25 protein-coding genes, 2 pseudogenes and 1 riboswitch are annotated in these 24,128 nt (G+C 39.0%); of the genes and pseudogenes, 23 read left to right on the top strand and 4 right to left on the bottom strand.

The window, feature by feature from the left end:
• Positions 1-35 precede the first annotated feature (35 nt).
• The 15 genes from gcvH (at position 36) to sufB (ending at position 11,061) form a co-directional block, all read left to right on the top strand.
• A complete protein-coding gene (gene gcvH / locus IEE86_RS14650) occupies positions 36-419 on the top strand; it encodes a glycine cleavage system protein GcvH (RefSeq protein ID WP_008347039.1) in 384 nt (127 codons plus the stop codon).
• Between the two features lie 44 nt (positions 420-463).
• Complete coding sequence (locus IEE86_RS14645) at positions 464-700, top strand: YusG family protein (RefSeq protein ID WP_034316955.1); 237 nt, start codon at positions 464-466, stop codon at positions 698-700.
• A gap of 131 nt (positions 701-831) precedes the next feature.
• Positions 832-1,176: a ribonuclease M5 gene (locus IEE86_RS14640; protein WP_191097900.1), complete on the top strand. Its 345-nt coding sequence runs from the start codon at positions 832-834 to the stop codon at positions 1,174-1,176.
• A 12-nt stretch (positions 1,177-1,188) separates the two neighbouring features.
• Complete coding sequence (locus IEE86_RS14635) at positions 1,189-1,491, top strand: thioredoxin family protein (RefSeq protein WP_191097866.1); 303 nt, start codon at positions 1,189-1,191, stop codon at positions 1,489-1,491.
• A 120-nt stretch (positions 1,492-1,611) separates the two neighbouring features.
• Positions 1,612-1,953, top strand: a complete 342-nt coding sequence (locus IEE86_RS14630) for an SCP2 sterol-binding domain-containing protein (RefSeq protein WP_191097865.1) — start codon at positions 1,612-1,614, stop codon at positions 1,951-1,953.
• Positions 1,954-2,055: 102 nt separating this feature from the next.
• Positions 2,056-2,164: riboswitch (SAM riboswitch) on the top strand.
• 151 nt (positions 2,165-2,315) lie between these two features.
• Entirely contained in the window at positions 2,316-3,341 is a 1,026-nt protein-coding gene (locus tag IEE86_RS14625) for a methionine ABC transporter ATP-binding protein (RefSeq protein WP_191097899.1), read from the top strand.
• Positions 3,334-4,002, top strand: a complete 669-nt coding sequence (locus IEE86_RS14620) for a methionine ABC transporter permease (protein ID WP_191097864.1) — start codon at positions 3,334-3,336, stop codon at positions 4,000-4,002. Before IEE86_RS14625 ends, IEE86_RS14620 begins: the two co-directional genes overlap by 8 nt.
• A gap of 14 nt (positions 4,003-4,016) precedes the next feature.
• Positions 4,017-4,838 (top strand): methionine ABC transporter substrate-binding lipoprotein MetQ, encoded by an 822-nt coding sequence (gene metQ / locus IEE86_RS14615; RefSeq protein ID WP_048237387.1) that lies wholly within the window; start codon positions 4,017-4,019, stop codon positions 4,836-4,838.
• Positions 4,839-4,941: 103 nt separating this feature from the next.
• Positions 4,942-5,310 carry a carboxymuconolactone decarboxylase family protein gene (locus IEE86_RS14610; protein WP_191097863.1) on the top strand — a complete coding sequence of 123 codons (369 nt, stop codon included), beginning with the start codon at positions 4,942-4,944 and terminating at the stop codon, positions 5,308-5,310.
• Between the two features lie 215 nt (positions 5,311-5,525).
• The gene (locus IEE86_RS14605) at positions 5,526-5,663 is read left to right on the top strand and encodes a YuzK family famiily protein (protein ID WP_162835676.1); all 138 of its coding nucleotides are present in this window, start codon (positions 5,526-5,528) and stop codon (positions 5,661-5,663) included.
• Positions 5,664-5,872: 209 nt separating this feature from the next.
• Positions 5,873-6,658, top strand: coding sequence for a Fe-S cluster assembly ATPase SufC (gene sufC / locus IEE86_RS14600; RefSeq protein WP_034280842.1), 786 nt, complete (start codon positions 5,873-5,875; stop codon positions 6,656-6,658).
• 18 nt (positions 6,659-6,676) lie between these two features.
• Positions 6,677-7,990 (top strand): Fe-S cluster assembly protein SufD, encoded by a 1,314-nt coding sequence (gene sufD, locus IEE86_RS14595; RefSeq protein ID WP_191097862.1) that lies wholly within the window; start codon positions 6,677-6,679, stop codon positions 7,988-7,990.
• Positions 7,990-9,210, top strand: coding sequence for a cysteine desulfurase (locus IEE86_RS14590; RefSeq protein WP_191097861.1), 1,221 nt, complete (start codon positions 7,990-7,992; stop codon positions 9,208-9,210). Before sufD ends, IEE86_RS14590 begins: the two co-directional genes overlap by 1 nt.
• Positions 9,200-9,646: a Fe-S cluster assembly sulfur transfer protein SufU gene (gene sufU / locus IEE86_RS14585; protein ID WP_003212941.1), complete on the top strand. Its 447-nt coding sequence runs from the start codon at positions 9,200-9,202 to the stop codon at positions 9,644-9,646. The genes IEE86_RS14590 and sufU overlap by 11 nt, the downstream gene beginning before the upstream one ends.
• 17 nt (positions 9,647-9,663) lie before the next feature.
• Entirely contained in the window at positions 9,664-11,061 is a 1,398-nt protein-coding gene (sufB, locus tag IEE86_RS14580; protein ID WP_191097860.1) for a Fe-S cluster assembly protein SufB, read from the top strand.
• A 78-nt stretch (positions 11,062-11,139) separates the two neighbouring features.
• On the opposite strand, the pseudogene IEE86_RS19395 reads toward sufB, so the two are convergent.
• Positions 11,140-11,406, bottom strand: a pseudogene (locus IEE86_RS19395) (tyrosine-type recombinase/integrase); the annotation flags it as partial.
• A gap of 18 nt (positions 11,407-11,424) precedes the next feature.
• Here IEE86_RS19395 and IEE86_RS14570 point away from each other — a divergent pair.
• Both IEE86_RS14570 and IEE86_RS14565 read left to right on the top strand, forming a co-directional pair.
• Positions 11,425-11,818 (top strand): annotated as a pseudogene (locus tag IEE86_RS14570) (peptidoglycan-binding domain-containing protein); the annotation flags it as partial.
• Positions 11,819-11,928: 110 nt separating this feature from the next.
• Positions 11,929-12,105 carry a hypothetical protein gene (locus IEE86_RS14565; protein ID WP_191097858.1) on the top strand — a complete coding sequence of 59 codons (177 nt, stop codon included), beginning with the start codon at positions 11,929-11,931 and terminating at the stop codon, positions 12,103-12,105.
• 38 nt (positions 12,106-12,143) lie between these two features.
• On the opposite strand, the gene IEE86_RS14560 is transcribed toward IEE86_RS14565, so the two are convergent.
• Positions 12,144-12,878 (bottom strand): hypothetical protein, encoded by a 735-nt coding sequence (locus tag IEE86_RS14560; protein WP_191097857.1) that lies wholly within the window; start codon positions 12,876-12,878, stop codon positions 12,144-12,146.
• A 188-nt stretch (positions 12,879-13,066) separates the two neighbouring features.
• Between IEE86_RS14560 and IEE86_RS14555 the strand changes: the two genes are divergently transcribed.
• Entirely contained in the window at positions 13,067-14,170 is a 1,104-nt protein-coding gene (locus IEE86_RS14555) for a Rap family tetratricopeptide repeat protein (protein ID WP_191097856.1), read from the top strand.
• 369 nt (positions 14,171-14,539) lie between these two features.
• Here the strand turns inward: IEE86_RS14555 and IEE86_RS14550 are convergent, their stop codons facing one another.
• A complete protein-coding gene (locus tag IEE86_RS14550) occupies positions 14,540-14,806 on the bottom strand; it encodes a hypothetical protein (protein ID WP_191097855.1) in 267 nt (88 codons plus the stop codon).
• Between the two features lie 671 nt (positions 14,807-15,477).
• Here IEE86_RS14550 and IEE86_RS14545 point away from each other — a divergent pair.
• The 4 genes from IEE86_RS14545 to IEE86_RS14530 are packed head-to-tail and all read left to right on the top strand — an operon-like array spanning position 15,478 to position 22,038.
• On the top strand, positions 15,478-16,056 hold the full coding sequence (locus IEE86_RS14545; protein ID WP_191097854.1) for a restriction endonuclease subunit S: 579 nt from the start codon (positions 15,478-15,480) through the stop codon (positions 16,054-16,056).
• 4 nt (positions 16,057-16,060) lie between these two features.
• Positions 16,061-19,132: a type I restriction endonuclease subunit R gene (locus tag IEE86_RS14540; RefSeq protein ID WP_224741009.1), complete on the top strand. Its 3,072-nt coding sequence runs from the start codon at positions 16,061-16,063 to the stop codon at positions 19,130-19,132.
• 44 nt (positions 19,133-19,176) lie between these two features.
• Entirely contained in the window at positions 19,177-20,403 is a 1,227-nt protein-coding gene (locus tag IEE86_RS14535; protein ID WP_191097853.1) for a restriction endonuclease subunit S, read from the top strand.
• Between the two features lie 18 nt (positions 20,404-20,421).
• The gene (locus IEE86_RS14530; RefSeq protein WP_191097852.1) at positions 20,422-22,038 is read left to right on the top strand and encodes a type I restriction-modification system subunit M; all 1,617 of its coding nucleotides are present in this window, start codon (positions 20,422-20,424) and stop codon (positions 22,036-22,038) included.
• A 348-nt stretch (positions 22,039-22,386) separates the two neighbouring features.
• On the opposite strand, the gene IEE86_RS14525 is transcribed toward IEE86_RS14530, so the two are convergent.
• Positions 22,387-23,037: an FMN-dependent NADH-azoreductase gene (locus tag IEE86_RS14525; protein WP_191097851.1), complete on the bottom strand. Its 651-nt coding sequence runs from the start codon at positions 23,035-23,037 to the stop codon at positions 22,387-22,389.
• Positions 23,038-23,120: 83 nt separating this feature from the next.
• Between IEE86_RS14525 and IEE86_RS14520 the strand changes: the two genes are divergently transcribed.
• Positions 23,121-24,053: a helix-turn-helix transcriptional regulator gene (locus tag IEE86_RS14520; protein WP_191097850.1), complete on the top strand. Its 933-nt coding sequence runs from the start codon at positions 23,121-23,123 to the stop codon at positions 24,051-24,053.
• Positions 24,054-24,128 lie beyond the last annotated feature (75 nt).

Genomic DNA, 24,128 nt, shown 5'->3' with positions numbered 1-24,128 from the left:
ATATAGACGGAATGAAAAGACTGGAGGGGTATTGAATGAGCACACCAAAAGATTTACGTTATTCAGAAGAACATGAATGGGTCAAAGTAGAAGGAGATAAGGTGCGTATCGGTATTACGCATTTTGCTCAATCTGAGCTAGGCGATATCGTGTTCGTTGAGCTTCCTGAAGTAGGAGACAAAATCACAGCGGACGAGCCATTCGGAAGTGTAGAATCAGTCAAAACAGTTTCTGAACTTTATGCACCGATCAATGGCACAATCGTTGAAGTAAACGATGAGCTGGATGACAGCCCAGAGTTCGTCAACGACTCTCCATATGAAAAAGCTTGGATGATCGTAGTAGAGCCAGCTGATGCGTCTGAAATCGAGAACTTAATGACAGCTGAGCAATATGAAGAAATGACAAAAGAAGACTAATTCTTGTGAAATTGGACACTCTACCTTTATGGGGGGTGTCCAATTTGTCTTTTCAAAAAGAACAGGTGGATATAACAGAGCATGTCACTGGGCGATTCAAAGAAAGCGGCATGGTGCTTTATCATCAAAATGAAGAGATTGGTACGATGATTAGTGAAAACCAATATGAATTAAAATCGGGTTATTCCTATGATCAAAATCGTTTTTATCGTCTGTCTGATACATTGACCCACGGGACAGAACAATATGTAGACTGTGACGATGAAAATGGCTGGTGCTAATCACAGATAAGGCTGCAGTGAGCATAAGCTGCAGTCTTTTTGGTGACGAGGTGCCCATTCTTTACAACCTGAATGAAAGATTGTAATCTAAGGAAGAAGTGAATCAACGTCAAAAGGGCCGGGTGATCGTGATGAACGTCGAGATAGAAAAGGTCATCATTGTAGAAGGTAAATCAGACAAACAAAAGCTAAAAGAAGTGATTAGTGAACCTGTTACCATCATTTGCACCAATGGCACGATTAGTACATCGAAGCTGGATCAGCTCGTGGACGATTTATTGGGGAAAGACGTTTACATATTAGCAGACAGTGACGATGCTGGCGAAAAACTGCGGAAGCAATTTCGAAAAGAATTTCCTGAAGCACTTCATTTGTTTGTCGACAGAACGTACCGCGAAGTGGCCGCTTCACCGTCAGCCCATATTGCATCTATTCTATTAGCTGCAAACATTGATGTTCATTCGAAATATTTATGAGGGTGGACGTATATGAAAGAGATTGAAGAACATGAATTCAAGGAGATAGAGGACGATTTATTTCTTTTGTACTTATATACACCGTTTTGCGGAACATGCCAGCTAGCAAAGAAAATGCTGACAGTGGTAGATGCCATGCAGCCGGATGTGCCATTTTACGAGAATAATTTAAACTACTCACCGGGCTTTGCGAAAGCATTTGAAATCGAAAGTGTTCCTTGCTTTCTACTGTTTAAAAAGGGTGAGATTGTGCAAAAAGGCTATGCCTTTCACTCAGTTCCATATCTTCATGAAATGATTGAAACCGCTAAATAAAGCGGTTTTTTGTCATATTTCAAGCAATTCATTTGAAAATTTGTCGAGTTATTTATAAAGGACAAGCCGATGTTTGCAGAGAAATGTTATGTATAACCAAATGACAGGGAGGTTATATATGTGAAAAAAGTGAAAGCTCATGGAAACACAGGGCAGCGATTATTGCTAAAGCCGCTGCTTTCCTCATCATCCTTGAAGATTACATTTGAGGCGGAAACGGACTCTTGTACATTGCTTGTGGATGAACGTGGTGAAGTGAAGAGGCTACCTGCAATTGAGTTATCGGATCTTATCTTTTATGGTGAGAGGAAAGAAATTCTGCAATTATTAGATGGTGACATGTCCTTGCAGCAGCTCATTAGCAGAGGACATGTGAAGGTGAAAGGCTCATTCCGCGCACTTCTTAGACTAGAGGCTGTGCTTTGGCTGACGAACGGTTTTTTTCGAAAAATGATAACGTAGTCGTTTACTTGGAAATTAGCGATTTACAGCGTTGACATATCTCGGGTAGCATGATATTCTACGTTAGTAAAAACATGAACATCACATAAAACAACATATTTTCTCTTATTAAGAGAGGTGGAGGGACGTGCCCTATGAAACCCGGCAACCGTCAGCATAGCTGAAATTGGTGCCAATTCACTCAAAGCCGCAACGCTTTGAAAGATGAGAGAAAGGCGTATTTGATATAAAAGGCCTTTCTGCTTGCGTTGCAGTTAGGTCTTTTTTACTGACCTGGAAACAGGATAACGTGATACGATAAGAATAAATGAACGTATGTGATGGCAACCTATAGATTCAGCAAGAAAGCAGGTGATCAGACTGTGATCCATTTACAGAATGTATCAAAAACGTACTACTCAAAAAGCGGAAATGTTGACGCAGTGAAAGACGTCAACTTGGATATTGATAAAGGTGAAATATTCGGAATTATCGGGTATAGCGGTGCAGGAAAAAGCTCGCTTATTCGCCTATTAAACGGTCTGGAGCTACCAACAGAAGGAATTGTTGAAGTGGCAGGCAACCGGATCAATGAAGTATCAAATGCGAAACTTCGGAAAGCAAGACAGGAAATCAGCATGATCTTCCAGCACTTTAACTTGCTTTGGTCAAGAACAGTGCGACAAAACATTATGTTTCCGCTGGAGATCGCAGGCGTACCGACATCCAAACGGAGAGAGCGTGCAAATGAACTGATTAAATTGGTCGGTTTAGAAGGAAAAGAAAATGCGTATCCATCTCAGCTAAGCGGCGGACAAAAGCAGCGTGTAGGGATTGCGAGAGCATTAGCGAATGATCCAAAGGTTCTTTTATGTGACGAAGCAACATCTGCACTTGATCCGCAAACAACCGATTCCATCCTTGATCTTTTAGCGGATATCAATAAACGGTTAGGGCTGACGATTGTGCTGATTACACACGAAATGCACGTCATTCGCAAAATTTGTCATCGTGTGGCGGTGATGGAGAATGGCCGTATTGTCGAAGAAGGCGAAGTATTACGTGTCTTCAGACAGCCGAAGGAAGAAATGACGAAGCGATTCGTGAAACAGCTTGCTGAACCAGAAGAAGCGAAAGAAACAATCGAGCACGTCCTAAAGAGAGTAAAAGAAGGTCAGGTCGTCCGGTTGTCCTTTATCGGAGATTCTGCCGAACAGCCGCTGATCACGGAAATCATTCGATCCTTCAAGGTCGATGTGAACATCCTTCAAGGAAAGATTTCTCAAACGCAGGAAGGTGCGTTTGGAACACTCTTTATCCATATTAATGGAGAAGAGACCGAGGTTGAAAAAGCCATCGCCTATATCCAAAGCAAACAGGTTGAAATTGAGGTGATGACACATGTTTGAGAAATGGTTTCCGAACGTTGATTTAGAAGTCATTTGGAATGCAACGGGTGAAACGGTGTATATGACACTCATTTCATTGGCATTTGCTTTTATTATTGGGATCATCCTTGGACTATTGCTCTTTTTGACTAGTAAAGGCGGTCTTTGGGAAAATAAACCGATTAGCACTGTCATCGGAGCAGTCGTTAACATTTTTAGATCGATTCCTTTTATCATTTTAATCATTCTATTATTAGGGTTTACAAAACTCATTATGGGTACTATTTTAGGCCCCAATGCAGCACTTCCAGCCCTGGTCATTGGGTCAGCTCCGTTCTATGCACGCCTTGTTGAAATTGCACTGCGTGAAGTAGACAAAGGAGTCATTGAAGCAGCACGATCCATGGGAGCGAAAACGTCGACAATTATTTTCAAAGTATTGCTACCAGAATCACTGCCAGCCCTTATTTCAGGCATTACCGTAACAGCTATTGCTCTAATTGGCTCTACTGCGATTGCAGGAGCAATTGGGGCAGGCGGACTTGGTGACCTTGCTTATGTAGAAGGATACCAATCTGGTAATACAGATGTCACACTTGTAGCCACTGTGTTTATTCTTATCATCGTCTTTATTATTCAAATAATCGGTGATTTGATTACAAATAAAATTGATAAACGTTAAGGGAGGATTTATTCATGAAGAAATTGATTTTAAGTGCACTATTTCTAGCATTTGCAGGTATTCTAGCTGCATGCGGTTCATCTAATAACGCAAGCGAAAGCAAAACCATTACGGTTGCGGCTTCAAAAACACCACATGCCGAAATTCTTGAAGAAGCAAAACCACTTCTAAAAGAAAAAGGCTACGATCTAAAAGTAAAAGTGCTTAGCGATTATAAAATGTACAACAAAGCGTTAGCTGAAAAAGAAGTGGATGCGAACTTTTTCCAGCATATCCCTTACTTAAACGAAGAAAATAAATCAAACAAAGATTACAACCTAGTGAGTGCTGGTGCGGTTCACCTTGAGCCTTTCGGTATCTACTCTAAGAAATACAAATCAGTAAAAGATATTCCAAACGGCGGCACCATCATCATGACAAACAACGTGGCTGAGCAAGGCCGTATGCTTGCCCTATTGCAAAATGCAGGTGTCATCAAGCTTGATCCAAAGGTTGATACAATCAACGCAACAGTCAAGAACATTAAAGAAAACCCAAAGAACCTAAAATTCAAAAAAATCGCGCCTGAACTAACGGCAAAAGCGTATGAAAACAGTGAAGGCGATGCAGTGTTTATCAACGTCAACTATGCGATCCAAAACAAATTGAATCCGAAAAAAGATTCAATCGAACTTGAAAAAACAAAGAACAACCCATATGCAAACATCGTTGCGGTTCGCAAAGGTGACGAAAAATCAGATAAGATCAAGACATTAATGGAAGTTCTTCACTCTGATAAAATCAAAGAATTCATCGACAAAAAATATGACGGCGCAGTATTGCCTGTATCTGAATAACAACTTTTTCACCTCGCTTTCAGCAAAGCGAGGTTTTTTGTGTATTTTTTTAAATCTAGCTCATAATAAAAACGTACAAATGACCTGAAGGGATGGAAACAAGATGAACGAACAGCATACGAGCGGGTCCATGCAGCAATCATTGACTGATTATAAAGCCGCAATGGGCGAATTTCAGAAGAAAATGCCGGTGTTTGGGAAGAAATTCAATGAATTTACGGAGCAATGCTTCCAAAGTGATTCATTAACGCAAAAAGAAAAACAAATGATTGCCCTTGGTATTAGCATTCATGCCCAAGATGAATACTGCATGATTTATCATACAAAGGGAGCGCTGGATCAAGGGGCGACAGAAGAGAATTTACTAGAGGTCGTTAGTGTGGCGGCAGCGTTTGGAGGCGGAGCAGCACTGAGCCAAGGAATCACTGTCGTTCAGCAATGTATTGATGAATTTGGAGGACAGACGCATTAAGAGAAGAAAAACATGGTATTTTTCCATCTCAGAGAGTTGAGCACTTCTCATCGGAGTGTGTGAGAAAATATGCCAGCATAGCGCGTCATATCCCTTTTGAGTGAAGCCGCATGTCTTTGATACAATAAAGCTACACTCAAGGAAGGGAATGGTTTATTATTTGTTCGGACCATAGTACACTGGGATTGGATTATACCGCCGAGATGGAAAAGGCCATGCATAAAGCTCATGGCATGAGCTATGCAGAGTATGAAAGAGACCATGACTTACGGATGAAAGTGGAATATAAACGAGAGCAGTCCTATCGAGATGAGAAAAGGCAGCTCGCAAAAATGAATATACAAGGCTATTGATAGCGAAGGGGCGGGAGAATAGTTTCCCGTCTTTTCTTTATGGAAACAGTCTTTTCGACATAAATCCTTTTATCTACCTGCTTTTTTTGTTAATATTTTGAGAGCATCCTCTCACGCTTATCGTGAATGTGTTGTATTCAGTTTTAATTTGTTATAAAATTAGAATGAGAATAAATTGAGAATAATGATTATTTTGGAGGTATCGATATATGACTGCTTCGACATTAACAATTAAGGACTTGCACGTTGAGATTGAAGGGAAAGAAATCTTAAAGGGTGTAAACCTCGAGATAAAAGGTGGAGAATTCCACGCAGTAATGGGACCAAACGGAACAGGTAAATCGACTTTATCTGCTGCAATTATGGGTCACCCAAAATATGAAGTAACACAAGGTAGCATCTTGCTTGATGGCGAAGATGTCCTTGAAATGGAAGTAGATGAGCGCGCTCAAGCGGGTCTATTCCTTGCTATGCAATACCCATCTGAAATCAGTGGTGTGACAAATGCGGACTTCCTTCGTTCTGCCATTAACGCACGCAGAGAAGAAGGCGATGAAATCTCTCTGATGAAGTTCATCCGCAAAATGGACGAAAACATGGAGTTCCTTGAAATGGACCCAGACATGGCACAGCGCTACCTAAATGAAGGATTCTCAGGCGGTGAGAAAAAACGCAACGAAATTCTTCAATTGATGATGATTGAACCAAAGATCGCCATCCTTGACGAAATTGATTCTGGTCTTGATATCGATGCCCTGAAAGTGGTTTCTAAAGGAATTAATAAAATGCGCGGCGAAAGCTTCGGCTGCTTAATGATCACTCACTATCAGCGTCTACTGAACTACATCACACCGGATCATGTTCATGTCATGATGCAAGGTCGTATCGTGAAATCTGGCGGACCAGAACTCGCGCAGCGTCTAGAAGCAGAAGGCTATGATTGGATTAAAAAAGAGTTAGGAATTGAAGACGAAACTGTTGGTCAAGAAGCGTAAGCGTTAGGAGGATTATTGATGACATTAGAAACGAAATTATCAGTAGATCAAGATTATGTCAAAAGCTTCTCCGAGAAGCATCAGGAACCGGCATGGATGAGCTCCCTTCGCTTACAGGCTCTTGAAAAAGCAGAAGATCTCCCAATGCCAAAGCCTGACAAAACGAATATCTCAAAATGGAATTTAACCAATTTCAAACAGCATACAGTCGAAAGTGCGCCATTTGGATCATTAGAAGAGCTTCCAGACGAAGTGAAATCTCTCATTGATTTAGAGGACACGGATAAGACGGTCTACATTCAGCGTGATCAAACGCCAGCATACTTGTCTCTTTCTACTGAAGCAAAAGACAAAGGCGTGATCTTCACTGATCTTCATACAGCGATCCGCGAACACGGAGAGCTAGTGCAGAAATACTTCATGACAGATGCAGTGAAAGTGGATGAGCATAAATTAACAGCTTTACATGCTGCTTTAGTCAATGGCGGAGCTTTCCTCTATGTACCAAAAAATGTGGAGCTTGAAGCACCAATTCAAGCCGTCTATCTTCATGAAAATGACGAAACGACGTTGTTCAACCATGTTATCGTCGTAGCAGACGATCATAGTGCTGTCACATATGTAGAAAACTACATCAGTACGGCAAAGCCGGAAGAAGCGATCTTCAACATCATTTCTGAAGTGTTCACAGGAGCAAACGCCCGCGTCACTTACGGTGCAGTAGATAACCTTTCAGAAGGTGTCACAGTGTATGTGAACAGACGCGGTATGGCAAATGGCCGTGACAGTAAAATCGAATGGGCACTTGGCCTGATGAATGATGGAGACGTCGTGTCTGAAAACATCACAAAGCTCATGGGCGACGGCACATACGGTGATACAAAATCGGTTGTTGTCGGCCGGGGCAATCAAACGGAAAACTTTACAACAAGCATCATCCACTTCGGTAAAAACTCTGAAGGGTATATCTTGAAGCATGGTGTGATGAAGGATCAAGCATCATCCATCTTTAACGGAATCGGTAAAATCGAGCATGGCGCAACGAAGTCAAATGCAGAGCAGGAATCACGTGTTCTCATGCTGAGTGAGAAAGCACGCGGTGACGCCAACCCAATTCTTTTAATTGATGAAGATGATGTCACAGCAGGGCATGCTGCTTCTGTTGGACGCGTTGATCCAATTCAACTCTATTACCTCATGAGCCGCGGGATTTCCAAAGAAGATGCAGAAAGACTTGTGATTTATGGCTTCTTAAATCCAGTTGTCAAAGAACTGCCGATTGAAGGAGTTAAAAAGCAGCTTGTTTCTGTGATTGAAAGGAAAGTAAAATAATGAATATCAAAGACGTTCGTGAGCAGTTTCCAATCCTTCATCAGCAAGTGAACGGACATGATTTGGTGTATTTGGACAGTGCAGCAACTTCTCAAAAACCAAGAGTCGTCATTGATGCAATGAATGAGTATTACCGGTCTTACAACTCGAACGTCCACCGGGGGGTTCATACCCTTGGCACAAGAGCAACGGACGCATACGAGGGTGCAAGAGAGAAGGTTCGTGCATTCATTCGTGCTTCATCTGTCCAGGAGATTATTTTTACTAGAGGTACAACAACCGCACTGAACACAGTGGCGATCAGCTATGCAAGAGCAAACCTCAAAGAAGGCGATGAGATTGTTATTACGCACATGGAGCATCATGCGAATATCATCCCTTGGCAGCAAGCAGCGAAAGCAACTGGCGCCACATTGAAATATATTCCGTTACAGGAAGATGGCACGCTATCGCTTGAAGATGTGAAGCAAACCATCACACATCAAACGAAAATCGTTGCTGTCACACATGTCTCAAACGTATTAGGAACCATCAACCCAATTAAAGACATCGCAAAGATTGCCCACGATCACGGGGCAATTATCGTCGTCGATGGTGCCCAGAGCACCCCGCACATGCAAATTGATGTTCAGGATCTAGATTGTGACTTTTTCGCTTTCTCTGGGCATAAAATGTGTGGACCGACTGGTATCGGTGTGCTTTACGGGAAGAAGGATCTTTTGAATAATATGGAGCCTGCTGAGTTTGGCGGTGAAATGATCGACTTTGTGGATCTGTATGACTCCACTTGGAAAGAGCTACCGTGGAAATTTGAAGCGGGAACACCGATTATTGCAGGAGCAGTTGGACTAGGAAAAGCGATTGATTTCTTAAATGACATCGGTATGGAGGAAGTCAGCCGTTACGAGCATCAGCTTGCGACTTACGCGCTTGAGCGCTTTAAGGAGCTTGAAGGTGCGACTGTTTATGGACCGCAGCACCGAGCTGGACTTGTGACGTTTAACTTAGATGACGTCCATCCGCATGATGCATCAACTGTTCTAGATACAGAAGGTGTCGCCATTCGTGCTGGACATCACTGTGCACAGCCGCTCATGAAGTGGCTTGGTGTATCAGCGACTGCAAGAGCAAGCTTCTATCTGTACAATACAGAAGAAGAGATTGACGAGCTCATTGCAGCGCTCCGTAAGACAAAGGAGTATTTTACGAATGTCTTTTAATGTAAACTTAGACACACTGTACAGACAAGTGATTATGGATCATTATAAAAATCCGAGAAACAAAGGTGTGCTAAACGACAGTATTGTCGTCGATATGAACAACCCAACGTGCGGTGACCGCATTCGTCTCACGATGAAAATCGAAGACGAAAAAGTCATGGATGCGAAATTTGAAGGAGAAGGATGCTCGATTTCGATGGCATCTGCCTCGATGATGACGCAGGCGATTAAAGGGAAAGATATTGAAACAGCTTTGAAAATGTCTCAGATTTTCTCCGATATGATGTTAGGAAAAGAATACGACGATTCCATTGATCTTGGGGACATTGAGGCGCTGCAGGGAGTGGCAAAATTCCCTGCCCGCATCAAATGTGCAACATTATCCTGGAAGGCGCTTGAAAAAGGCGCATCTGCCGAAGATAACGGCAAATCATAAGATTGGAGTGAAAATGGATGGCTAAAAAAATGCCAGATGTTGGTGAATATAAATACGGCTTTTCTGATAAAGACGTTTCCATTTTCCGTTCAGAGCGCGGACTGACAAAAGAAATCGTTGAAGAAATTTCTCGTATGAAAGATGAGCCCGAGTGGATGCTCGACTTCCGTTTGAAATCTCTTGAGCACTTTTACAACATGCCGATGCCACAATGGGGCGGAGATCTAAATGCATTAAACTTTGATGAAATTACGTACTACGTCAAGCCATCAGAGCGCTCTGAGCGTTCTTGGGATGAAGTACCAGAAGAAATTAAACAAACCTTTGATAAGCTTGGAATCCCAGAAGCAGAGCAAAAGTACTTAGCAGGTGTATCTGCTCAGTATGAATCTGAAGTTGTGTATCACAACATGAAGCAAGATCTTGAAGATCTAGGCATTGTGTTTAAAGATACAGACAGCGCATTAAAAGAGAACGAAGACATCTTCCGTGAGCACTGGGCAAAAGTCATTCCTCCGACTGACAACAAATTTGCTGCTCTGAACTCGGCTGTATGGTCTGGTGGTTCATTTATCTACGTACCAAAGGGCGTAAAAGTAGATACACCACTTCAAGCATACTTCCGTATCAACTCTGAAAACATGGGCCAGTTCGAGCGTACACTGATCATCGTTGACGAAGGCGCACATGTGCATTACGTAGAAGGCTGTACAGCTCCAGTTTATACAACAAACTCACTTCACAGTGCGGTTGTTGAAATCATCGTCAAAAAAGGTGGCTACTGCCGTTATACGACGATTCAAAACTGGGCAAACAACGTCTTCAACCTTGTCACAAAACGTACGGTATGTGAAGAGAATGCGACAATGGAATGGATTGATGGAAACATCGGTTCTAAGCTGACAATGAAATACCCAGCGGTCATCCTAAAAGGTGAAGGCGCACGTGGTATGACATTAAGTATTGCCCTAGCAGGTAAAGGTCAGCACCAAGATGCAGGGGCAAAAATGATTCACCTTGCACCAAACACATCTTCAACCATCGTATCGAAATCAATTTCGAAACAAGGCGGTAAAGTCACATATCGCGGAATCGTTCACTTCGGACGCAAAGCAGAGGGTGCACGCTCAAACATCGAGTGTGACACACTCATCATGGATAACAAATCAACATCTGATACGATTCCTTACAATGAAATCTTAAACGACAACATTTCATTAGAGCACGAAGCAAAGGTATCAAAAGTATCAGAAGAACAGCTATTCTACTTGATGAGCCGCGGAATTTCTGAAGAAGAAGCAACAGAAATGATCGTCATGGGCTTCATCGAGCCATTCACAAAAGAACTACCAATGGAATACGCCGTTGAAATGAACCGTTTGATTAAGTTTGAGATGGAAGGTAGTATCGGTTAACCGTTGATTTACCGGGGATTAAAGGTGTTTAGGCAATAGATTTTTATTAAGCACCCACAAAACACCCACAAAATTTAATTATTGAACATACCGCAGATACATTTCCATTGCTTGGTCCTCAATTTTTTGGGCGACATGGAGATACTTATCTGCGGTTGTTTTTATACAAGAATGACCTAACCGTTCCCATACATATTTAATATTCACGCCTGCTTCTAAAAGGTGTACAGCATCGCTATGTCTTAAAGCATGTGGAGACAGAACGGGAAGATTTGCCCTTTTACAGACTTCTTTGAATTACATTCTCACAACATTTGTTTTTAACCATTTACCCTCATGCTGAAAGAGATAATTGTTGTGGGAAAGAGTGCCCTGAATCGTTGGGACCGCTTCAAGGCGGGTATTGCAACCGCTCATACGAGTAAAAAGGCAACAGCAAAGTCAAAAAGGCAACAGCAAAGCCGGCGAATGCGACACCTATCAAAAATACACCATCCAAGCCAAAAGCGAGTAAACCTAAAAAATCATTTAACTTGCCATCTGGCATCATTAAAGTTTGACTAAGGGCGATGGAGTAAAAGCATTGCAGGAAGCTCTGGCTGCTGTATATTCCTATCCTGAAAAGGGAGCTAAGAACAACGGGATTTATGGCTATTCTGGACCGAAAACTGCGAATGCGGTCAAGCGGCTCCAGCTTATGCACGATGGTATCTATGGTCCAAAGACTAAAGCAGCTTTAGAAAAATCATTGAAATGAGTAAAACCCCTGTCCTTAATGGATGGGGGCTTTTTTTGTGTTTTAATAGGGGAAAAGTTGGTTATAAGGTTAGGTAAAACGTGATATGATTGTAAAAAGGAGGTAATATGATGACATTTAAAAAAGCGTTCAATATAGGTTATCTTGTTTTGCTTTTATCTTTTATTGTCGTATATTTCTTGCTTCCAGTCGATCAAATATTTATTGCAATTATGATCCTAACCGTGCTATTTGGAGTATATCAATTTGTGATTTTCAAAAAGCTAAAAGAGCAAAAGCAGCAATAAAAACAGCCCTAGTCTGCATTAGACTGGGGCTGTTTTATTCAACCAGTTCCACACATATAAACTTTTCCTGCCGATCCTACTTCGTCCAGTTTTTTATTTTTACGTTTACTGTCCGAGAACATTTTCAAGTGTCTCTTTCTCCACAAATAACAAATATCAGTGTCGGCTCGTGTTCCCCAACGTGCGGAGAAGTAACCTGTTTTCATTTTCAATTGAATCATTATTTGAGCAGCGGCAGTAGCAATCCACCCAACATAAGGAATACGGTTTAAAATGGCTGCTACAACTACTCCTACAATTGCCTTACCTTCTACTGTAATACGGTAATGATCATATTTGGACCACGCCCATTTTCCCTTTTGTTTCTGTGTTGTGAAATCATCATTTGCTAATTGTTCAAGTGAATTAGTGATCATTGGATTCGTTTGATTTTCTAATACAATGCTATTCGCTATTTTATTTACTTGTTCTTCAATTGCTACTATTTCGTCGGATTTTAGATAGTTACTAGAAACAGAGATATGCCCAGTTTCTTTGTTAGATGTATAGGTGATAGTACCAAGTTCAGTTTTAAAAGTGGTCACATGTTGAGAAGTGTTTTCCATTGTTTTTATATTCGTTTTCAATCCGTCAATTTCTTCGGTGAATTCTTCGTGATTTTTAAAATCATTTTCTTCTTTTGAGGTGTTTTTCTCGGCTGCAAAACTTGGGGGAACAGAGGTCAAAACTAGGGACAAAGACAACAAAATAATAAACAACGCCCGGTTTTTCATGTAATTCCTCCTATGGAAAATATAGTCTTGCGACACTATCTTATCTTTTTCAACAAATTTAGAACAGAGACTAAAATACCATTTTATTCTATGGAAAATTGCGGTTTGTTTTCGGTGTGGAATTATTCAGGAAATGATAATATATGTCATTATAGGGGAAATAAAGTGAGGGATAGGGGGAGGTTTGTTTGACGGAAAAAGTAGCAAGCCCATTTGTTGCTAAAATGATCGGTGATTGGTACGGATTTATAAAAAAACAAGATATCCTAAAAGCTGAAACAATGAGAAACGAGATAGTGCAAGCTTTCGAAAATATGGAAGAAGACCAAAATGTCTTATTATACTTTAACTTGATTGATGCCAGATACAAAATGTTGGCGCAGGAGTTTGAGGGATCAAAAACTTTATTGAAGCAAATAGACATTGAAGAGAAGCAGAAAACGGATGACATGATTCAGTATTATTATTTCTTCTTCAATGGCATGTATGAGTTTTATAAAAAGCGCTTTTCAGACGCTATCAACTACTATCATATTGCAGAGACCCGCCTTCGAAACGTCCCTGACGATTTAGAACGTGCTGAATTTAATTATCAGCTTTCGATTGCATACTACGAAATCGCACAAAATCATTTCTCCATTAACCATGCCAAAAAAGCTTTAGAAAGCTTTAAATCAGCAGATTTACAAGAAAGTCGGGTTGCTACTACTCTATTGGTGATCGCCTCAAATAAGATGGATTTAACCCAATTTGAACAAGCTGAATCAACCTTTAAGGATGCTATCAATTTAGCAGCAGAAACTAACATTGATTTGCCACAAGCGCTAGGGTATTTCAATCTTGGGATATGTTATGAGCGCCAAGGAAAGCTTACTGAAGCTTTCGACTCTTTCCAGAACGCCTTGTCTATTAAACTAAAAAAACCACACAAAACACTGAATATGAGAACAAAGTACATGTTAGCACGTGTACTCTTCCAGTTAGATAAAACAGCTGAAGGGCTAGAGGCACACAATGAGTCATTCATGTTAGCGAATGAATTATCTGACAATGCGTATATTGCTAAGTTAAACATCATACATTCAATTTATATAACAGGTGATGAAGATCAACTAGATGCAGCTATAAATGACCTGAAAAATCAAAATCTTTGGACAGATGCAGCAGAATTGTCAATCATGGCTGCAAGATTTTATAAAAAGCAGGATAATCACAAGTTGGCATCTAAATACTTTGATGATGGTTTGGAATCACAAGCCAAAAAATTATCATGGATGGAGGAAATTGAATGAAGCAACTGAAAGTAATAATCTTGAGCCTTACTTTATTAATGGGGATCACAGCCACAGTATATATAAATTCCTCGAATGATTTTCAAACCGCAGAAAACGGCTACTTTGGTTAAGCATTAGGAGAAGTAGACTATTAATAAAAGAAAAAGCCCTTTTCGGGGGCTTCTTTTTTATTTGAATATCTTTTTCATTAGCTTGCCGGATGCTTTACCCGCAGCACGTCGCATGATACGTTTGCCTATAGTGCCCTTTGTGAACGGCGTTGACGTCTCCCAAGTATTTTGATGTTTTATAAAGGAATGATCTTAATTTATTTATGTTCATTATCTTACCTCAAATGTTTATTTTGCGTCTGTCCACGCTTTTTATTTACCATTCTTCCATAATCTGTTTCATCACTTCTTTTGATTCTTTATAAAACCAAAAGCGTTTCCCTCTTTCCTTGCGTCTTTCAAGAAGTTTCATTCTTGGATCTTGTAAAAATTCATTTTCCAAAAACCGTTTACTCATACAAGTCATCTTAGACATTCGGTCCATATCCCAAACAAAAAGGTCTCTATTTAAAGCTTCATCTAATTTTTGTTCAATAGTTTTATGTAATAGTTGACTGTCTACATCAAAAGTTACTTCTATCATTAAGCGTATTCACCTCCTTGAAATACCTATAACAATATGTACTATTATTATAGGAAGAATCCTGCAATTAATTATTCAATGATGGTTGGGCACGCACCCACAAACTTATGATTGCTTATTATTTTATATGACGCAAAACAAATATAAAACGAAGGAATCACTATCACAATAGAATGTATGTTTGTGTGTGATTCCCAAAAATAATTAAGTTTGAAATGGAAGGTTCTATTGGTTAAAATTTAAAAACCTTTATTTACAATGGTTTGAATAGTGTAGAAGGCGAACTTTTGAAGTTCGTCTTCTTTTATTTTTCAGTAATATCTAGATAAATGTCCTCTGTTGTTCTAATCGATTTATGGCCCACAACCTCATTAAAGTAGCAGTACTGCACGTGTGTAGATTAAATCATGTGTGCCTTTATATCTGTATATATTATTTTGTCTGGTGATGATTTCTTAAGCACACCAGTCACAAACATATGATAAAAATAGAAAATTATAGAAATGTTAAAATCGCTAATGGTATGGTTTTCAAGATGCTTTTTCAAAAAACGATAATATGAAATATTTCTATATTACATATTATCGTTGACGAAACAACCTCTGTGTGTTTTAATTTGTAATATAAAGATATTTCAAAAAATCATATATGTGATTAGGGGCGATTTTTAATTGGAGAAAAGAAAATTAAATGAATTCGTAACATTCGTTCCCGGTATTAATCCAACAAGAACACAAAAGCAATTTGAAACTCAAGAAATAAAGTATTATGACCAAGCGTCTTTTGAAGCTGATTATCATCGTGAGGCCGTAGCTGTTGAAGAGAAGGTTAAACCTTTATTTCAGAGTAACCTATCGTTAAATGAAGGTGATGTTGTTATCAGTAACTCATTGCAGCTAGCCACAATTGTCGGTGAAAATAATGTTGGTAAAGTGTTGTCCCTCAACTTTACGAAAATAGAGTTTGATAGCGAACAACTTGATAAGAGATATTTTCTTTTTTTGTTTAATGCTCATAAAGATGTGAAGCAGCAAAAAGAAAGGGGGTCACAAGGTAGTGGCCCTATTCTAAGAATTCCGCTTCGTGTCCTTGGGGAAATGATCATTCCAGTTGTTCCGATCGAGGAACAGAAGAAAATAGGCACTATATACGTAGAAACAATGAAGCTACAAAATAAGTTAAGCCAATACGCAGAATTGATAGGGCAGTTTACGAGCTCGGTAATAGAAGAAACATTAAAGGGGGAGTAATGAAATGAAGAGTAATGAAATGAAAAGTCAATCGGAATTAGCATTTGAAAATGAAGTGATCGATTATTTGACCAAAATCGGTGGAGTAAAACAATGGGAATACAAAAAAAACATTAAAACAACTGAACAACTTTGGGATAACTTTAAAATAATCTTAGAACAAAACAATAGCGCTCGATTAGATGAACCCTTGTCTGTTACTGAATTTAATCAGGTAAAGAAAATCATCACGAGTATTGAATCACCTTATCAGGCCGGACAGTTTTTGTATGGCGTTAATGGTGTTTCTGAAATTGAAGTTGACCTTGATAATGGTAGACATGTGTTTTTGACAGTATTCGACCAAGCCCAAGTCGGTGGCGGGAATACCGTTTATCAAGTAGTAAATCAAATTAAACGGCCAAAAGTTGTTGATGGTAAAACGACTCGCAGATTTGATGTGACTTTGCTCATTAATGGTTTGCCGATTATTCAAATTGAATTAAAGAAAGCACTTCATAGCGCTACGGAATCTTTAAATCAGATGGAACAGTATATAGCTGAAAAACAATTCAGCGGTATCTTTTCAACTTTGCAGATTTTAATCGCGATGACACCGTTTGATATTCGTTATATGGCAAATACCCCACTCGAAAACTTTAACCGAGCTTTTGCTTTCAACTGGCAAAACGAAGATGATGCTCGCCCTATTCGATCATGGAAGACGTTTGCGGATAAAGTGTTGTCCATTCCAATGGCCCATGATTTGGCAACACGTTACATGGTACTAGATGGTACAAAAAACAAAGAAAGTATCAAAGTCATGCGTCCATATCAAGTCTATGCCACAAAGCGTGTGCTTGATAAAGTTAGAAAGTTTGACTTTAAATATGATGGTGGTAAATTAGGATACATTTGGCACACAACAGGCTCAGGTAAAACAATCACAAGTTTTAAGACAGCGTGGCTGGTAAGCCGTCTACCAAATGTAGATAAAGTGATCTTCTTGGTTGACCGGATTGCACTCACCAACCAAACAGCAGATGCTTATAAAGCCTATGATCCTGTTGCTGGTTTTGAAGGGAAAACTGGTGTGGTGGGTGACACAGCCAATATCTCAGACCTTCATCGCAAACTAACGAAGAAAAGCGATAAGAACATCATAGTAACAAGTATCCAAAAAATGTCGCGTTATGTAGTGCGGGACAGCTTCAAGCCACTTAATGAAAATATTCTTTTTATCGTGGATGAAGCCCACCGTTCAACTGGGAATGGTACTGAAAATGAAGGGATGCTTGAAACGATTCGAAAAGCAATTCCTAATTCTGCTTGGATTGGTTATACTGGTACACCAAAATTCCCCGAAACACGAGAAATCTTTGGAGAACTATTACATGCATATACCATTAAAGAAGCGATTGCGGATAAAAATGTGTTAGGGTTTAACGTTGAATTTAAGGAAACAATCCAGGCTCCCGAAGACCCTACCGAAGATGATATTGATGATAATATTCGTGGTAGTGTTTATGACTATAGTCCAGAACATGTGAACTTAGTAGTGAAAGACATCTTCGATAACTGGAAGAAACGTTCAAATGAGCGTAAATATAATGCCTTGTTTACAGTTCACGTTGGTGGTAATAAAGCAAGTACACCAAGAGCGATGGAATATTTCGATAAGTTTGCAGAAGAGAATGCGAGTCGTCCAGTAGATCAACGATTAAAAGTTGCGGTGAGTTTCTCGGCAGATACATCCAATAGTGTTCATCAACTGAAAACGAACGAGAACTTGCATAGAGCTATCAAAGCCTATAACGCAACGTTTGGCACAGCTTTTGATATGACGACAGTGAAAGCCTATACAGAAGACTTAGCGCGGCGTCTTAACAAGACAGCTGATGATGGTAACTATTTAGATTTGGTTATCGTTGTGGATCAACTTTTGACCGGTTTTGATGCTCCTGAGATGAATACGCTCTATATTGACCGAACACTTAAAGGTGGGAACTTGATTCAGGCATACTCACGTACAAATAGAATACATAACGTTGTCGATAAGCCTTGGGGAAATGTTGTGAATTATCGTTGGCCGGAGCAAAACGAGTATGAAATGAATAAGGCTTTTGCTATTTATTCAAATCGTGCATCTGCCGACGAACAACTTTCACTTGAAGAATTGAAGAAAGGCAACGAAGAGTCTGGTATCACTTCCAAACCATTTAGCAAGGTCCAAGCTGAGATGCAAGAAGTCATCAAGAAGCTTTCCACGCTCACAGACGATTTTATACAATTACCACCAAGTGAAAAAGCACAGGATGAAGTCTTTGAGAATCTGAAAGAGTATAATCGTTTGTTAAGTCAGTTGAAACAATATACCGAAGACGATGACAAAAACCCTATATCCGCCTATGATAATCCTGAAGAGTTCTATGAACGTCTAGGTATTACTGAAGAGCAGGAAGTTATTTTAACAACTGTCATTGCTGGTGAGTTGAAAGAACGACGTGCAAAGCGAGAAGACATTGATATTTCGCAAGTCAATCTCTCGATGGTTCATATTCACGATGTGACCATCAACTATGATTATTTAATTGATTTGATCGCCCGAATGGCTGACGAAGTTCACGCGAACGAAATGTCAAAAGCGGAAAGTACACGTGATGAAATCCAAGTTGAAATCGCCAAGTCTGACAATGAAAAAGAAAAATCTAAGGTGAGTCATTTTGTATCTAAGATTTTTTCAAAAGAGTTTGAGTTTGATCATTATCCAGCACCTCGAAGTGTTGAAAAAATGAACCAAGCAATGGATCAAGCACAAAAGGATACGAATATCCAACTTGTAACGAACTTCATCCGGACTTGGGGACTAGATAACAGTACTAAGCCTAAGGAACTTGAAAACATGATTAAAAAACACAGATTAGGTCAAGAGGATATGGATAAACAAGGGGAGTTAACCGCTATCATGAATGACGCAAGAGCTGATTATAAAGAAATCGCCGTTGAAGAGATTGCAGCGTTAAGCTGGGTTCGGTATCGTATTGAATTTCGTAAAGCATTTTACGAAATGGCTGACGAAATTAAGAAGGGGGAATAGTCAAGCGATCACATTATGCAAACTAGGAAAAAAGGAGAACGGTAATGAGCCATAAAATAACAAAGTCACCTCAAATTAGATTTGCAGGATTTACTGATGCTTGGGAACAGCGAAGTGTTTCGGACTTTGCTGAAGAGGCGTATGGTGGAGGGACTCCAAAGACTTCTGTCGATGAATATTGGGGAGGTAACTTGCCGTGGATACAGTCATCCGATTTGGCTGAACATCAGGTATCAGAAATTCAGGCAAAAAAGAAAATTACTAAAATAGGCTTAAAAAATTCTGCTGCAAAATTAGTACCAGCAAATTCTATCGCGATTGTTACACGGGTAGGTGTTGGAAAACTAGCATTTATGCAGTTTGAATACGCTACTAGCCAAGATTTTCTTTCGATCACTAAAATGAAAGTGAATGAATGGTTTGGAGTTTATTCGCTGTATAAGAAATTACAAAGCGAGTTACACGCAGTTCAAGGTACATCAATCAAAGGAATTACAAAAGAAGAATTGGTGAACAAGAAAATAATGGTTCCTGTTGAATTAGACGAACAACAAAAAATCGGTTCATTTTTCAAACAACTTGACGAAACTATCACCCTTCATCAGCGTAAGTTGGAACTGCTGAAGGATTTGAAAAAGAGTCTACTGCAAAAAATGTTTCCGAAAGATGGAGCCAATGTTCCTGAAATTCGCTTTGCAGGATTTGCGGATGCTTGGGAACAGCATTCTTTGTCAAAGGTTGGTGATTTTGTAAGAACAAGTGTTGATCCACAAGCAACTCCCCATGCTATATTTGTTGAATATAGTATGCCTTCATATGACAACGGACGAAGCCCTGAAACTGTTTTTGGCGACTCTATGCAGAGTATGCGTCTCAAAATTTCAGGAGATGTGTTGCTAATTAATAAGCTTAATGTTCGTCAGAAACGAATTTGGTTTGTGGAGGATGCTCCTAGAAATGCTGTTGCATCAAGTGAATTCATGCCATTTACTTCAACTGAAATCGACTTGGCATTTTTGGAACAGCTAATGCTATTGGATAAGACAACAAGAGATTTAGAATCAATTTCATCTGGTACATCAAACAGTCAAAAGCGTATTACACCATCTGATGTATTGAAGTATATAATCAAGTTTCCAGTTGACAGAGCAGAGCAAGAGAAAATTGGTTCTTTCTTTAAGAACATAGACAACCTTATCATTTTTCATCAGCTTGAGTTAAATTCGCTTAAAAATTTGAAAAAATCACTACTTCAACAAATGTTTATATAAGAAAAGGAGATGACACAAATGAGCAATGCAGCAGATATTACATCAAAGCTATGGAGAATGGCTAACAAATTGCGTGGGACAATGGATGCAAGTGAGTACAAGAACTATATTTTGCCGTTTATGTTCTATCGATACTTATCAGAAAATCAAGATGAATACTTAAAAATCAATGGTTTGGAAGAGTTCTACGAAGTGACAGATGAAACTGAAAAAGAAGATTATCTTGAGGAAATTAGTAAAGGTATCGGATATGCGATTGATCCTGCCTACACTTGGGACAAAATCGTATCAAAAATTGAAAATCATAAAATCAAAGCTAGTGACTTCCAAGATATGTTTGACTCATTCAATACAAATGCAAAACGTAACGCGATTGCAGAAGCTGACTTTGCTAATGTATTTTCAGATGTTAACCTTGGGGATACACGTCTAGGTTCAAGTACAAACGAACGTGCAAAGGCTTTGAATGATATCGTGTTGATGATTAACGAGTTCACTTTCAAAGACGATTCAGGGCACGACATTTTGGGTGACGTTTATGAATATTTGATTGGACAATTTGCTGCAAATGCTGGTAAAAAAGGAGGGGAATTTTATACACCTCATGAAGTTAGTCAAATTCTAGCAAAAATTGTCACAAATGATGCAGATGGTACTGGCGGTCAATTCCGTGTTTATGACCCTACAATGGGATCAGGTTCACTTCTTCTAACAGTCCAAAAAGAATTACCAAATGGTGATGAAGAAGGAAGCGTTGAGTTTTACGGGCAAGAGTTGAATACGACGACTTATAACTTAGCTCGTATGAACTTGATGATGCATGGGGTAAATTATCGCAATATGGAGTTGAAACGAGCAGACACACTGGATGCTGACTGGCCATTTGCTGAAAAAGATGGCACACAAATTCCTTTGAAGTTCGACGCCGTCGTATCAAACCCACCATATTCTCATAAATGGGATACAAAAGACGTGGATCGAGAAAAAGATACACGTTTCAAGGGTTATGGTGTAGCACCTGCATCTAAGGCAGATTATGCTTTTGTACTGCATGGACTTTATCATTTAGACAAAACTGGAACAATGGCTATCGTATTGCCGCATGGGGTACTCTTCCGTGGTGCATCAGAAGGTAAAATCCGCAAAAATATCATAGACAATAATCTATTAGATACTGTTATTGGATTGCCAGCTAACTTGTTTTATGGCACAAGTATCCCAACCTGTGTTCTGGTGTTCAAAGGTCGTGAAGCTCGTAAGAATAAAGATATTTTGTTTATCGATGCTTCAAATGAGTTTGTAAAAGGAAAGAACCAAAACAAACTCTCTCCTGAAAACATAAACAAAATTATCGAAACTTACCGTAACCGTAAAGACGTTGAAAAATATGCTCATGTGGCATCTTTGGATGAAATCAAAGAAAATGATTACAATTTGAACATTCCACGTTATGTCGACACGTTTGAAGAAGAAGAAGTTATTCCACTTTCACAAGTGGCTCAAGAGTTGGCAGAAGTTAAAGCGGAAATTGCTAGTTCATATGATAATTTGTTTGGGTTAATGAATGAGCTGGAAGGGACAACAGATGAAGCCAAAGAAGAACTAAGTAAATTTATCAGTCTTTTAGGTAAATAATAGTCTTAAAAAAGAGCAAAGGATTTAATTCGTGGCTCTTTTTGGCTTTTAAAAATTTCTTTATTTCCGTTTTCTTTAGTTTATATATAAAAGTGCGTTTTAATTAGCACTATTTTATGCGGCATCTGCATATGCAAATTCGTATGTCAAAAGCGTTACAAGTCATATTTAAATATTTTAAAAAATGGATATATCAAAGGTTAGACCAGTTTGATTGTTATATTAGTTCATGCCATTTCGAACAATATTAATCAAGTTTGATAATGAAAGGTTCAATCGGTTAATAATAAAAGACCAAAAACGTGATATCAAACGTTTTTGGTCTTTTTGTTTTTGAAAAAATTCAATTCACATCCCGCTAGGCGAGTAAAACGCATCAAAGGCTTTAGACAAATCATCAGCTGCAGATGTCAAGATCGTTTCTTCTTCTAAAATCGCCGTTCCTTGTGCTCGGACGATATGAAATTGTTGAAAGCCCATCAAGTTTTGGAATATTTCTTTTAGGTAATGATGTGAAAATTCCAGAGGTGTGTATCGATCGTCATTTGTGAAGATCGAGCCACTTGCTTGAAGCAAAAGTATACGATAATCGTCAGTCATCAAACCAACTGAACCAGCTTCTGTATATTTGAATGTTTCTCGCGCAATAAAGATATTATCTATATAATCCTTCATACGGGAAGTCACATTGAAATTATGAACAGGTGACACAATCACAATTCGATGATGTGCTTTGAATTGAGCCAATAAAGCAGCAGAAGAAGCGGCGATTTTTTCCTCCGCAAGTGTTAATGTTTGTTCAGATGCTTGCTTTTCCCAAATACCTAGTAGCTGGTCTTTTTCGATACGAGGAATTTCAGTTCCATATAAATGTAAAATGGTTGGCTCCTCATAAGGAAACCTTTCTTTAAACTGCTTTAAAAATAGTGTTTGCAGTTTGTTTGAATAACTTTCTCGATGAGTGAAATCAGGGTGCGCGTTAATGATGAATGTTTGCATATACATGCTCCTTTTCTTTTGATAAACTGAGTATAAAATAAAAAGGTGACAAAACATGTCACCTTTTTCAAAAGGAAAATCAAATGAAAAAATCAGAACGATTAAACCAAGAGCTCATTTTTTTAAGTGATAAGTATTCATTTCAATTAAAAGATTTAGAAACTGAATTTGGCATTTCTAAACGTACGGCTTTAAGAGATATGGAAGAGCTAGAGTCAATGGGCTTAGCTTTTTACGTTGAAAATGGCAGACATGGAGGATATCGACTCGTGAATCAATCTCCATTGGTTCCAATTTATTTTAATATAGATGAAGTGCAAGCTATTTTTTTCGCCCTAAAAGCCCTAGACTTGCTGTCAGCAACACCGTTTAAAAAATCTTACTCACAGATTCGCCAAAAACTGTTTGCTACAATGTCTGATGAGAGAAAACAAATGATCACGGAGACGTTGGATGTGATTCATTACCATAATGTCGCACCAGTCAGTGAACAAAATAACTTAGAATTGATTTTGCAGGCGATGATGAAAGATCAAATAGTGAAGATGACTTACATTCAATATGAAAGTAAATGGATCAGGCTGCAATTTCTTGAGTTGTTTTACCGGAATGGGATTTGGTTCACCAAAGCATATGATGTTCAAAATAAAAAGTGGGGCATCTACAGATGTGATTGTATGACTGAAATAATGATCGAAGAAGATACGAGAGACACATTGACTAAGGAAGAGTTAAAAGAACTGCAACTCGAGTACGAAAAAACCTATCATGATATCTTATTTAAATGTCGTTTAACGGAACAAGGTAAAGAAAAGTTTTTGAAGAATCATTACCCGAATATGAGATTGGAGATCATTGATGATACTCCTTATCTTGTGGGTGGATACAACCAAGAAGAATTATCGTATATGACGCACTATTTGATCTCATTTGGGAAACATGTGAAAATTGAATACCCAGATGAATTAAAAGAAAGTTATTTGAATCAATTGCAAGAAATGATTGATCAGTATTAAAGTGTTGAACTGATAGTATCTGAAGACTAAAACTGAACATATTACAAAAAAGGCGAACTGCAGGAATTCGCCTTT

The sequence above is a fragment of the Bacillus crepusculi genome (genome assembly GCF_014764715.1).
In the GTDB taxonomy this organism is placed as follows: domain Bacteria; phylum Bacillota; class Bacilli; order Bacillales; family Bacillaceae; genus Bacillus.
Note: the sequence above shows the minus strand (reverse complement) of the source record. Positions and strands in the feature narration are given on the sequence as shown.